12 protein-coding genes are annotated in these 12,600 nt (G+C 63.3%); 10 read left to right on the top strand and 2 right to left on the bottom strand.

Annotated features, from left to right (window positions below):
• The 5 genes from AC2D9V_RS08510 to glnT all read left to right on the top strand — a co-directional run bounded on the left by AC2D9V_RS08510 (nucleotide 1) and on the right by glnT (nucleotide 5,094).
• On the top strand, nucleotides 1–660 hold the full coding sequence (locus tag AC2D9V_RS08510) for a helix-turn-helix domain-containing protein (RefSeq protein WP_484713637.1): 660 nt from the start codon (nucleotides 1–3) through the stop codon (nucleotides 658–660).
• Nucleotides 661–812: 152 nt separating this feature from the next.
• Nucleotides 813–1,709, top strand: coding sequence for a class II glutamine amidotransferase (locus tag AC2D9V_RS08515; protein WP_484713638.1), 897 nt, complete (start codon nucleotides 813–815; stop codon nucleotides 1,707–1,709).
• A complete protein-coding gene (locus tag AC2D9V_RS08520; RefSeq protein ID WP_484713639.1) occupies nucleotides 1,710–2,399 on the top strand; it encodes a GltB/FmdC/FwdC-like GXGXG domain-containing protein in 690 nt (229 codons plus the stop codon). It begins immediately after the preceding gene.
• A gap of 7 nt (nucleotides 2,400–2,406) precedes the next feature.
• Nucleotides 2,407–3,735, top strand: coding sequence for an FMN-binding glutamate synthase family protein (locus tag AC2D9V_RS08525; RefSeq protein ID WP_484713640.1), 1,329 nt, complete (start codon nucleotides 2,407–2,409; stop codon nucleotides 3,733–3,735).
• A gap of 51 nt (nucleotides 3,736–3,786) precedes the next feature.
• Nucleotides 3,787–5,094, top strand: a complete 1,308-nt coding sequence (gene glnT, locus AC2D9V_RS08530; protein ID WP_484713641.1) for a type III glutamate--ammonia ligase — start codon at nucleotides 3,787–3,789, stop codon at nucleotides 5,092–5,094.
• A gap of 104 nt (nucleotides 5,095–5,198) precedes the next feature.
• Here the strand turns inward: glnT and AC2D9V_RS08535 are convergent, their stop codons facing one another.
• Both AC2D9V_RS08535 and AC2D9V_RS08540 read right to left on the bottom strand, forming a co-directional pair.
• Nucleotides 5,199–6,125: a hypothetical protein gene (locus tag AC2D9V_RS08535; protein ID WP_484713642.1), complete on the bottom strand. Its 927-nt coding sequence runs from the start codon at nucleotides 6,123–6,125 to the stop codon at nucleotides 5,199–5,201.
• 92 nt (nucleotides 6,126–6,217) lie between these two features.
• Nucleotides 6,218–6,580 carry a cupin domain-containing protein gene (locus AC2D9V_RS08540; RefSeq protein WP_484713643.1) on the bottom strand — a complete coding sequence of 121 codons (363 nt, stop codon included), beginning with the start codon at nucleotides 6,578–6,580 and terminating at the stop codon, nucleotides 6,218–6,220.
• Nucleotides 6,581–6,691: 111 nt separating this feature from the next.
• On the opposite strand from AC2D9V_RS08540, the gene AC2D9V_RS08545 reads away from it, so the two are divergent.
• The 5 genes from AC2D9V_RS08545 (at nucleotide 6,692) to AC2D9V_RS08565 (ending at nucleotide 12,527) form a co-directional block, all read left to right on the top strand.
• Nucleotides 6,692–7,102, top strand: coding sequence for a universal stress protein (locus AC2D9V_RS08545; protein WP_484713644.1), 411 nt, complete (start codon nucleotides 6,692–6,694; stop codon nucleotides 7,100–7,102).
• A gap of 183 nt (nucleotides 7,103–7,285) precedes the next feature.
• Nucleotides 7,286–8,629, top strand: a complete 1,344-nt coding sequence (locus tag AC2D9V_RS08550) for an NAD(P)-binding domain-containing protein (RefSeq protein ID WP_484713645.1) — start codon at nucleotides 7,286–7,288, stop codon at nucleotides 8,627–8,629.
• Between the two features lie 247 nt (nucleotides 8,630–8,876).
• Complete coding sequence (locus AC2D9V_RS08555) at nucleotides 8,877–10,253, top strand: ammonium transporter (RefSeq protein ID WP_484713646.1); 1,377 nt, start codon at nucleotides 8,877–8,879, stop codon at nucleotides 10,251–10,253.
• Between the two features lie 18 nt (nucleotides 10,254–10,271).
• Entirely contained in the window at nucleotides 10,272–10,433 is a 162-nt protein-coding gene (locus AC2D9V_RS08560) for a hypothetical protein (protein ID WP_484713647.1), read from the top strand.
• 330 nt (nucleotides 10,434–10,763) lie between these two features.
• Nucleotides 10,764–12,527, top strand: coding sequence for a trimethylamine N-oxide permease (locus tag AC2D9V_RS08565; RefSeq protein ID WP_484713648.1), 1,764 nt, complete (start codon nucleotides 10,764–10,766; stop codon nucleotides 12,525–12,527).
• Nucleotides 12,528–12,600: the final 73 nt, after the last annotated feature.

Genomic DNA, 12,600 nt, shown 5'->3' on the forward strand with positions numbered 1-12,600 from the left:
ATGTCAGACGCTGATGCCAGCCAGGTCCTGCCGCGCGGCAAGCCTGCCTTCGAGCAGGACCCCCACCGCGTCCGTGAGATCAGCGAGCGCAACCTCGAGGCCGCGATCGGCCGCGAGGTCCGGAACTTCCGCCGCCAGCAGGGCATGACGGTCGCCGACCTTGCCAATGTCACCGGCCTTTCCATCGGCATGCTGTCCAAGATCGAGAACGGCAACACCTCACCCTCACTGACCACGCTTCAGGTTCTCAGCCACGCCTTCTCGGTCCCCGTCACGGCCTTCTTCCGCAGCTATGAAGAGCGCCGCGACGCGCAGCATGTGAAGGCGGGCGAGCATCTGGAAATCGAACGGCGCGGGACGCGGGCGGGGCACCAGTACCATCTTCTGGGGCATATCGGGTCGAACAGTTCGGGCGTGGTGGTCGAACCCTATATCATCACCCTGACCACGCAGAGCGACACCTTCCCCACCTTTCAGCACGAGGGGCTGGAGCTTCTTTACATGCTGGAAGGCGAGGTCGACTATCGCCACGGTGACCAGGTCTATGCCCTGAAACCCGGCGACAGTCTTTTCTTCGACGCCGACGCGCCGCATGGGCCAGAGGTGCTGGTGCGTTTGCCCGCGCGGTATCTTTCCGTGATTGCCTATCCGCAGGGCTAAGCCCGGCGCGCCGACATGACTGTCAACTGGGCAGAAGTGCCCTGTCTGCGCGCGACGCTTTTTCCCGACAGGTGAAAAAAGTTTCTTACCAGTTGATCCCCCCGCGGACCTGATGTTAGCTTTCCCGCCAAGCGACAAGGGAGGGCGAATCCATGTGCGGCATCGTAGGCTTGTTCCTGAAGGACCCGAAGCTGGAACCCCAGCTTGGCGCCATGCTGACGGACATGCTGATCACCATGACCGACCGCGGCCCTGACAGCGCCGGGATCGCCATCTATGGCGGGGCAAAGGACGGGTTGGGCAAGATCACCATCCAGTCCGCCCATCCCGAGAAGGACTTCAAGAACCTTGACGGCGACCTGCACGCCGCCATCGGCCAGCCGGTCACCATGCTGGTGAAATCCACCCATGCGGTGATCGAGGTGCCGCTGGGCCAGATGGATGCTGCGCGGACTGCGCTGGCCCATCTGCGGCCGGACGTGAAGGTGATGAGCATGGGCGATGCCATCGAGATCTTCAAAGAGGTCGGCCTGCCCAAGGACGTGGCCCGCCGCTTCGACGTGGCGAAGATGAAGGGCACCCACGGGATCGGCCACACCCGCATGGCGACCGAAAGCGCGGTCACGACCATGGGGGCGCACCCGTTCTCGACCGGGCCGGACCAGTGCCTTGTGCACAACGGCAGCCTTTCCAACCACAACGGCCTGCGGCGCGAACTCATCCGCAAGGGCATGAGCTTCGAGACCCAGAACGACACCGAGGTTGCCGCGGCCTATGTCAGCCAGAAGCTGAAAGAGGGCGAAGACCTCGGCTCGGCCCTCGAGGCGGGGCTGGAGGATCTGGATGGGTTCTTCACCTTCGTTGTCGGTACCAAGAACGGCTTCGGCGTCGTCCGTGACCCCATCGCCTGCAAGCCCGCCGTGATGGCCGAGACCGATGACTATGTGGCCTTCGGGTCCGAATACCGCGCGCTGGTGAACCTGCCGGGGATCGAGAACGCCCGGGTCTGGGAGCCCGAGCCCGCCACCGTCTATTTCTGGGAGCGTTGAATGCAAAGCTTCGATCTGGGCAAGGAGGGCCTTCGGGCGCTGAACTCCTCGCTTCATGCCTTGAAGGGCCAGACCAACATGACGGCCTGGGAGGTCATCAACCCCAAGGGCGCGCATGCCATCGCCGCCGGGGTCGATGCGCCGGTCGATATCACCGTGCGTGGTTCCACCGGCTATTACTGCGCCGGGATGAACAAGCAGGCGACGATCCGCATCAAGGGATCAGCCGGGCCGGGTGTGGCCGAGAATATGATGTCGGGCACCGTCATCATCGACGGTGATGCCAGCCAGTACGCTGGGGCCACCGGGCGCGGGGGCCTTCTGGTCATCAAGGGCAATGCCTCCAGCCGTTGCGGGATCTCGATGAAAGGCATCGACATCGTGGTGCATGGCAACATCGGCCACATGTCCTGCTTCATGGCGCAGTCGGGGAACGTCGTCGTTCTTGGCAACGCCGGAGAGGCGCTGGGCGACAGCCTTTACGAGGCACGGATCTTCGTGCGGGGCACGGTGAAAAGTCTTGGTGCCGACTGCATCGAAAAAGAGATGCGGGACGAACACTACGCGCTGGTCGAAGAGCTTCTTCGCAAGGGCGAGGCGGACCACAAGGCCAAGCCCGAAGAGTTCCGCCGCTATGGATCGGCGCGCAAGCTCTATAACTTCAACATCGACAACGCGTCGTCGTACTGAGGCAGCAATGACCGATCTTCCCCGTACCCCGCCCCGGTTCTCGGCGACCTTTACCCCGGCGGTGAATGCCGAAATCCGCCGCGCGGCGGCTTCTGGCATCTACGACATCCGTGGTGGCGGAACGAAGCGGCACCTGCCGCATTTCGACGACCTCCTGTTCCTCGGTGCCTCGATCAGCCGCTACCCCTTGGAAGGCTACCGCGAGAAATGCGCGACCGACGTCTGGCTGGGCACCCGGCACGCGAAAAAGCCGATCCACTTGGATATCCCGATCACCATCGCGGGGATGAGCTTCGGTGCCCTTTCCGGTCCCGCGAAGGAGGCCTTGGGCCGCGGGGCGACCGCGGCCGGAACCTCGACCACCACCGGTGACGGCGGGATGACCGAGGAAGAACGCGGGCATTCCAAGACGCTGGTCTACCAGTACCTGCCCAGCCGCTACGGGATGAACCCCGACGACCTCCGCCGCGCCGACGCGATCGAGATCGTCGTGGGTCAGGGGGCCAAGCCCGGCGGCGGCGGGATGCTTCTGGGCCAGAAGATCAGCGACCGCGTGGCCAACATGCGGAACCTGCCGAAGGGGATCGACCAGCGGTCTGCCTGCCGGCACCCGGACTGGACCGGGCCGGATGATCTTGAAATCAAGATCATGGAACTGCGCGAGATCACCGATTGGGAAAAGCCGATCTACGTGAAGGTCGGCGGCGCGCGGCCCTACTACGACACAGCGCTTGCGGTGAAGGCCGGGGCGGATGTAGTCGTTGTGGACGGGATGCAGGGCGGCACGGCGGCGACGCAGGACGTCTTCATCGAACATGTCGGCATGCCGATCCTCGCCTGCATCCCGCAGGCGGTGAAGGCACTGCAGGACCTTGGAATGCACCGGAAGGTGCAGCTGATCGTCTCGGGCGGTATTCGCAGCGGTGCGGACGTGGCGAAGGCCCTGGCGCTCGGCGCCGATGCGGTGGCCATCGGCACGGCGGCGCTGATCGCGCTGGGGGACAACGACCCGAAGTGGGAAGAGGAATACCAGAAGCTCGGCACCACGGCGGATGCCTATGACGACTGGCACGAGGGGAAGGACCCAGCGGGCATCACCACGCAGGACCCGGAGCTGTCGAAGCGGTTTGATCCGATCCTCGGCGGGCGGCGGCTGAAGAACTATCTCAAGGTGATGACGCTGGAGGCGCAGACCATCGCGCGGGCCTGCGGCAAGAACCACCTGCACAACCTGGAACCCGAGGACCTCGTTTCGCTGACCATCGAGGCGGCGGCGATGGCGGGGGTGCCTCTGGCGGGGACCAACTGGATACCGGGACGGAACGGCGGCTGGTAAGGCCGCCGTTTCTTCTTCTACAAAAGCAAAAGACGGACAGGGAGCGACACGATGGCGAAAGACCTTGCGAAATGGGCCAAGGACAAGGGCGTCAAGTATTTCATGATCTCCTACACCGACCTCTTCGGTGGGCAGCGGGCAAAGCTCGTGCCGGCGCAGGCGATCAACGACATGGCGGTGGAAGGTGCCGGGTTCGCTGGCTTCGCGACCTGGCTTGACCTCACCCCCGCCCACCCCGACCTGATGGCGGTCCCGGACCCCGAAAGCGCGATCCAGCTTCCCTGGAAGAAGGACGTCGCCTGGGTCGCCGCGCGGGCGACGATGGAAGAAAAGCTTGTCGACCAGGCCCCGCGCAACGTGCTGGAAAAGCTGATCGCCGAGGCGGCGAAGGATGGCCTCAGGGTCAAGACCGGGGTGGAGCCCGAGTTCTTCATCCTGAATGCGGAAGGGACGGCGGCGTCGGATATCTTCGATACGGCCGAAAAGCCCTGCTACGACCAGCAGGCGGTCATGCGGCGGTATGACGTCATCAGCGAGATCTGCGATTACATGCTGGAGATGGGCTGGGAGCCCTACCAGAACGACCATGAGGATGCGATCGGCCAGTTCGAGATGAACTGGAAGTATGACGACGCCCTGCAGACCGCCGACAAGCACAGCTTCTTCAAGTTCATGGTCAAGTCGGTGGCCGAGAAACACGGCTTCCGCGCGACCTTCATGCCGAAGCCGTTCAAGGGCCTCACCGGGTCGGGCTGCCACGCCCATATCTCGGTCTGGAGCCTAGACGGCAAGACCAACGCCTTCGCCGACAAGAAGAAGGAGCTTGGCCTGTCGGATCAGGGCCGGACCTTCCTTGGCGGGATCATGAAGCATGCCTCGGCGCTGGCGGCGATCACCAACCCGACGGTGAACAGCTACAAGCGGATCAACGCGCCGCGGACGACCTCGGGCGCGACTTGGGCACCGAACACGGTGACCTGGACGGGGAACAACCGGACCCACATGGTCCGCGTGCCGGGGCCGGGGCGGTTCGAGCTGCGGCTGCCGGACGGGGCGGCGAACCCGTATCTCCTTCAGGCCGTCATTATCGCGGCTGGCTTGGACGGGGTGCGGACGAAGGCGGACCCGGGCAAGCGGTATGATATCGACATGTACCAGCACGGGCACACCGTGAAAGGGGCGCCGAAGCTGCCCCTCAACCTCCTCGATGCGCTCAGGGAGTATGACCGGGACAAGACCCTGAAGGCGATGATGGGGGAGGAGTTTTCCTCGGCCTACCTGAAGCTGAAGCATCAGGAATGGAACAGCTATTGCAGCCATTTCTCGCGCTGGGAGACGGAGAACACGCTGGACATCTGAGGTTTGACCACAGTGGGCAAATTCGGATTGTAGAGTGATTACAGAGACTTGTCCGTGGGCGTTAGGGAAATGTCAACCTTTGCCCACGGCAGCCGCAGGGTGCCTCACTGCACCAGCGCCGTGAACCAGGACCAGTTGCGCAAGTCGATGTGGAAGAGGCGGAACGCGGCATAGGTCAGGATGGCTCCGGCGATGTAGTAGAGCGGGACGCGGCGCATGGCGCTGCCGCGCCGGAAAAGGCCGACAATCCCGATCAGCAGCGCGAGCAGGGTCAGCCCCAGAGCGGCAAGCAGCGCCAGACCCGAGACGATGTTATCCGTCGCGGGGTTCACGAGGCGCGCCGCCGCAGCCATGAACATGCTGAAACAGGCGGCGATGCCGAGGGCCAGCCCGAAGAGGAGCGGCCCCCGGCCCGCCGTCCGGGATACCGGGGCAGGTTCTGACAGGCGCGGCATCGGCGTCGGTCTTTTCTGCAAGGAGCGCCAGAACCAAACGATCCCCAAGAGGATCGTTGCAAAGGCCGCGATCCCGAAAGCCAAGGTTAGCTCTGTTCCGCCGTCTGCGCGGAGCCTTTCGTAGTTCTCGTTCGTAAATCGGATCAGTCCGCCGCCGAGAAGGATCACGAAAACGGCGAAGATCATCAGAACAATGTTCGGCCCCCGACCTGTTTCTGAAGTGACAAGTGGTGCCGGCGCGATAACCGAACCGGAGTGAGAAGGCGGCGAACGGCGGGCATGGGCCTTCAGCTGCTTCAGCCCGGACCCGGTCAGGACAAGCCCAAGGATCACTGTCGCCAAAGCGAAGAGCCCGAAGCCGATTGCCGCCGCCGGACCGCTGCTGTCGCGCAGATCTTCGTAGTGGAGGTTGGCCGCCCCGATCAGGAACCCTCCGAGGTTGACGAGGACGACCCCCGTTATCAACCGCCGAAGGGATGGCTTCTGCGGCGGAGCCGCGTCGGCGATGCCCCCGCCGCCCGAGGGAGCGTTGGCCGCGATACGTCGAAGCCGTTCCTGGAAATCGTCGTTCGACACTTCAGCGCCTTTCGATTGTGCGGCGCAACTATCTTCAACCAAGGGTGGCGATGAAGCAAGACGCCCCGAGGCATCCGCAACCGGTGCCCGAGTCACTCCACCGGGAACTCGGGCCCGGCGATGTGGACTGCGAGGAGGCAGCCGTTCGGGGTGTAGCTGTTGTGTTCGGTTCCGTCGCGGTAGAAGACGAGGTCGCCCGCGCGGAAGATCGTGCCGTCGCTTTCGTGCAGCTCGCCTTCCAGGATCAGGAACTGTTCGTGCCCGTTGTGGCGGTGGCCGCGCGTCGTCATGCCGGGGGGCATGCGGTAGACGTGGAAGCCCGTCCCAAGCTCGACCGTGTCGTCCAGTTGCAGGATGCCATCCCCCAGCGCCACGCCGTCGGGATAGACGAAAGGCGTGAAGGCGGCCTGATGGATGTTGGCGACGCGGCGGTCCTTCGGGTCGATCGGCTTCATCCTGGGCTTGCTCCATTGCCGGTTCGGGGGTGTCTTGACGCATATCAAGGCGCGAGGGGGAGTATCATGCTTCACTGACTGAGAAGTCAATGGATTGCGAAGGGGATGGTCATGGCGAAGATACTCTGCCCGGTGGACGGCAGCGACCACGCGGCAAAGGGCCTGGCCCATGCGGCCGAGTTGGCGAAGCTGAAGGGCGCGCATCTGACGATCTGTGCGGTGAACCTTGCGACGGGCGGCGCGCGCGGGCCGACCACCAACACCTGGACGGACGAGGAGGCCGAGGCGCTTCTGGCCCGGTCCGAGGCCGAGGCGAAGGCCCTGGGGGCGACAGATGTAGGCACCGCGGTGCTGATCGCCCGCGAGGTCGCGCCGGCGATCGTGACCTATGCCGCCGAGATCGGCGCAAGCCAGATCGTGATGGGCACCGGCGACAAGCGCGGCGTCATGCGGCTGGTCCTGGGGTCAGTCGCGGCCGAAGTCGTGGCCCAGGCAGGATGTTCTGTCACAGTTGCCCGATAGAGTGCGATCTGCCAGTTTTCGCGCGGACGTTGTGAGTCGGCCCCGGGGGACGCAGGTCCACCGGGGTCACGCTTGTTTACCAGTAGGAATAAGATTTGACACAGACGCAAGGCTGCTTCTAGGCTTCGCCGCAAGTCGACGCCGAGGATGCGTTGCAGGAAAGACCAACAGCCGGAGGGTGCAATGAAGAAGAGAGTCGCGGTCATCGGGGCGGGGCCGTCGGGCCTGGCGCAACTGCGCGCGTTCCAGTCGGCCAAGGCCAAGGGCGAGGACATCCCCGAGGTCGTTTGCTTTGAGAAGCAGTCGAACTGGGGCGGCCTCTGGAACTATACCTGGCGCACCGGGCTGGACGAGTTTGGCGAGCCGGTGCACTGCAGCATGTACCGCTACCTCTGGTCGAACGGTCCGAAGGAAGGGCTGGAGTTCGCCGACTATTCGTTCGAAGAGCATTTTGGCAAGCAGATCGCCAGCTACCCGCCGCGCGCGGTTCTGTTCGACTATATCGAAGGCCGGGTGAAGAAGGCCGGCGTGCGCGACTGGATCCGCTTCTCGACCACCGTTCGGATGGTCAACTACAACAAGGACAAGGGGAATTTCACCGTCACGGTGCATGACCTTGTGAACGACCGGATGTATTCCGAGGAGTTCGACAACGTGATCGTCGCTTCGGGCCACTTCTCGGTGCCGAACGTGCCGGAATACCCCGGTTTCGACAAGTTCAACGGTCGCGTCCTGCATGCCCACGATTTCCGCGATGCACGCGAGTTTGCGGGCAAGGACATCCTGATCATGGGCACGTCCTATTCGGCCGAGGACGTGGGCAGCCAGTGCTGGAAGTATGGCGCGAAGTCGATCACCTCGACCTACCGCCGCGCGCCGATGGGCTTCAAATGGCCTTCGAACTGGGAGGAAAAGCCGGGCCTGGTGCGGGTGGACGAACACACCGCCTATTTCGGAGACGGCACGTCGAAGAAGATCGACGCGATCATCCTCTGCACCGGCTACAAGCACCACTTCCCCTTCCTGCCCGATGACCTGCGGCTGAAGACGGCGAACCGGCTGGCGACGGCGGATCTCTACAAGGGTGTGGTCTGGGTCCATAACCCGAAGCTCTTCTACCTTGGGATGCAGGACCAATGGTTCACCTTCAACATGTTCGACGCGCAGGCCTGGTGGGTGCGCGATGCGATCATGGGCAAGATCAAGATCCCGACCGACAAGGCGGTGCTTCTGAAGGACGTCGAGGACCGTATCAAGCACGAAGATGAAGGCCAGGACGCGCATGACGCGATCCACTATCAGGGCGATTACGTGAAGGAGCTGATCGCCGAGACGGACTATCCGTCCTTCGACGTGGACGGTGCCTGCGAGGCCTTCTTCGAATGGAAGGACCACAAGAAGAAGGACATCATGGCTTTCCGCGACAACGCCTACAAGTCGGTGATCACCGGCACGATGGCGCCGGTCCACCACACGCCCTGGAAAGAGGCGCTGGAGGATTCGATGGAGAGCTACCTGAAGAACTGACCGTTCCCAGAATCGGACAGTGTAAGGCCCCGGTCATGCCGGGGCCTTTCGCGTTTCCTGGCGGCTTCTGGCAGAGAAGCGGCGCCATGCCTGAAAATTAGTCACTTTGTTGCGCACCTGAACCTTGTCAGGAAACAAAATTGCGGCACATGACAATTTGCGCTCGGGATTGGGTCGCGTCGTGGCACAGTCCCCGCGCCAGCGTGCCAGGAAAAGGCGCGCGGCCATAACTGAAGGGAGTGGAAGGATGGAAGAACAGATTGCTGCCCTAGCGGCAGACCTGGCGGCGCAGAAGGAGGCGACCGCGGCCCTGGTCAGGACCACGGCAGAGACATTCTATTTTCTCACGATCCCGCTGATGGTGCTGATCCATGCGGGGTTCCTGAGCTATGAAATGGGGGCCAGCCGGGCGAAGAACGCGCTGGCCTCGGGGATCAAGAACATCCTCGCCTTCGCTTTCATCATCCCGACCTTCTATTACGTCGGCTGGTGGATCTATAACGCCTTCCCGACGGGCTTTACCACGGCCGCAGGTCCGCTGGGGATCAGCGGGGCGGAATGGGCTGCGGCGGCGACGCCTGTCAGCCAGAACATGGGTCCGAACGTTTCGGACAGCGCCACGGGTGTCTTCTTCGGCGCCTTCGCGATGTTTGCCGCGACCACGGCCAGCATCATGTCCGGCAGCCTGATCGAGCGGGTGAAGATCATCGGCTTCACGATTCTTGCGATCGTGCTGGGGAGCTTCGTCTGGATCCTCGGTGCGGCCTGGGGCTGGCATGCGGACGGCTGGCTGGTCACGTCCCTTGGTTATCACGACTTCGGTGCCTCGGGCGTGGTGCACGCGATTGCCGGGTTCTTCACGCTGGGGGTCCTGATCAACCTTGGCGCGCGGATCGGCAAGTTCAACCCGGACGGCAGCGCCAACGCGATCCCGGGCCATTCGATGCCGGCGACGCTGGTGGGGCTGATGCTGATCATTGCGGGCTTCTGGGGCTTCCTGATGGCCTGCGTGATCTTCCCCGGTGCGCCCTGGTCCTGGACCACGGCGACCTTCGCCTCGATCTACGGCACGCCGGTCACGCTGTCGGCGATGACTTTCAACATCCTGATGGGCTTTGCCGGGGGCGCGATCTCGGCCTGGGTGATGACGCGCGATCCGTTCTGGATGATGTCGGGCGCGCTGGCCGGGATCATCTCGGTTGCGGCCGGGCTTGATCTTTACTGGCCGCCGATGGCCTTTGTCATCGCGATGATCGGCGGCGCAATCATGCCTGTCGTCGCGCGTTTCGTGGAACGGATGCAGATCGACGACGCGGTCGGCGCGGTGGCGCTGCATGGCGTCGTCGGCGTCTGGGGCGTTATTGCCGTGGGCATCTTCGCCGCCGGCTACCCGGCCCTGGCATCCGAGGGCGCACCGACGATCACGCTTTACGGCCAGGTCGTCGGAGCGCTGGTCATGGTGGTGCTTGGCTTCGTGCCCGGCTACGTCGTGTCCTTCATCCTGAAGAAGATGGGCCTGCTGCGCGCGCCGCGCGAGGCTGAGCTGATGGGTCTCGACAAGGCCAAGGTGCCTGCCGTCGCATATCCGGAGCTTCTGGGCCAGTCCCCCTCAACCACACAGTAACCGCGAAAGGAACTCATGATGATCGGAACCGACATCACCGACTGGGCCGCCGTGGAAGGCGCCTACTATGCCGGCATGGGCAGCGAGGCGATCTGGCTGGGCATCTCCATGATCCTGTGCTTCGGCGCCCTGGTGCTTGGCGCGATGCATGAAAGGTCGGCCTACAATAAGTCCAAGTAGCGGCGCCTGAAAGAAAGAGAGCGGAAAAGGGCCCCGATGGCAGGGGCCCTTTTTCATGCGTCACATGATATGTCAGGAAACAAATTTTCGTTGAAATAAAATTATCCTAGGAATCGGGCGGTCCGCGTGCTTACCTGCCGCCACGGCTGAACTGGCACAAGACCAGCAGCCGGAGGGAACGGTGTCGGACACAGGACATGCAAGCACGCCATTGCTGCAAGGGCTTCACCCTGCATCCGATGCTCCTATCAACCAGGTGCAGTGGGAAACTCGGCCTTGCTGTCTTGCACAAGGGCCGGCCCCACTGTCTTGACCAACAGGAGTGAGGGAATGACGACGGAAGTTGGGTCGGGCCAGATGGTCCGGGCGCTGAGCTGGCAGGGGGCCTTCTGGGTCGCCGCCGGTGTGCCGCCGCTGGTGCTGTTTTCGATTGGTGGGATCGCCGGGACAACGGGGCAGCTGGCCTTCCTGGTCTGGATGATCTCGATGGTGATGGGGTTCCTGCAAAGCTTCACCTATGCCGAGATGGCGGGGATGTTCGGCAACAAGTCGGGCGGGACGTCCGTCTATGGTGCAACGGCCTGGCTGCGCTATGGCAAGCTGATCGCGCCCCTGTCGGTCTGGTGCAACTGGTTCGCCTGGTCGCCGGTGCTGTCGCTGGGCTGTGCCATCGCGGCGGGCTACATCCTGAATGCGCTGTTCCCGATCCCCTTGGCCGACAGCCAGCCGGTGCTGGACTGGGTGGCGGCGAATATCGGCAGCTACACGGCCGAGACGCAAAGCGTGATCGATTACATCGCCGCGAATGAAGGGGTGGCGGTGCAGGACGCGATCAACGCGGTTGCCGCAGCAGACGGGGTATCGGCCCTGACGCCCTGGTTCCGCACCTTCGAGGCCCTTGCGATCAACGTGCCGGGCCTTGGTACGCTGCACTTCAACTCGACCTTCCTGATCGGCGTGATCCTGATGCTGATCATCCTGGCAATCCAGGAGCGCGGCATCGCGAACACGGCCGCTGCGCAGAAATGGCTGGCGATCATCGTGCTGATCCCGCTTCTGCTGATCGGGATCGTGCCGATCCTGAACGGGTCGATCGACTGGATGAATGTCACCAACCTTGTGCCGCCCACCGCCGCCTATTCGGGCGAGAATGGTGAATGGAACATCGGCGGCTGGACCTTGTTCCTTGGCGGTCTCTATATCGCGGCCTGGTCGACCTACGGGTTCGAGACCGCGGTCTGCTATACGCGCGAACTGAAGAATCCGAAGACCGACACCTTCCGGGCGATCTTCTATTCGGGCCTTCTCTGCATCGTGTTCTTCTTCCTGATCCCCTTCTCGTTCCAGGGCGTCTACGGCGTCAGCGGCATGCTGGCACCGGGGATCGTCGATGGCACGGGCGTGGGCGAGGCGCTGGGTGCCATGGCGGGCGGTGGCCCGGTGATCACCCAGATCTTCGTGATCCTGATGATCCTGGCGCTTTTCATGGCGATCATGACGGCGATGGCCGGGTCGTCGCGGACGCTCTACCAGGGGTCGCGCGATGGCTGGCTGCCGAAGTACCTGGGCACGGTCAACGAACACGGCGCGCCGCGCCGGGCAATGTGGACGGACTTTGCCTTCAACGTGATCCTGCTGGCGCTGGCGTCGGACATCACCGGGTATTTCTACGTCCTCGCGATCTCGAACGTCGGCTACATCATCTTCAACTTCCTGAACCTCAATGCCGGCTGGATCCACCGGATCGACAGCGCACATATGGAGCGTCCGTGGAAGGCGCCGACCTGGCTGATCGGACTGAACACGGTGCTGGCCTTCGTCAACGCCCTGTTCCTGGGCGCGGGTGCAAAGGTCTGGGGCTATGAGAACGCGCTCTGGTCAGGTCTGATCTTCGCGGCGCTGATCTTCCCTGTGTTCTGGTTCCGCCATTACATCCAGGATGGCGGCAAGTTCCCGAAGGAAGCCTACGAGGACCTGGGCCTGCCCTATGGCGAGCTGGGTGAGCGGAAGGCCGGCTTCAAGCCCTATCTCGCGCTGATCCTTGGTGTGGCCGTCGTCCTATGGGCCAACTGGTTCTTCGTCCTGCCGGGTTGACGGGCGCGGGAGTTGCCAATGGAAAGGCCGTCCTTCGGGGCGGCCTTTTCGCATTCGGAATGTTTTCTGGCAA

The sequence above is a fragment of the Tabrizicola sp. T46 genome (genome assembly GCF_057219895.1).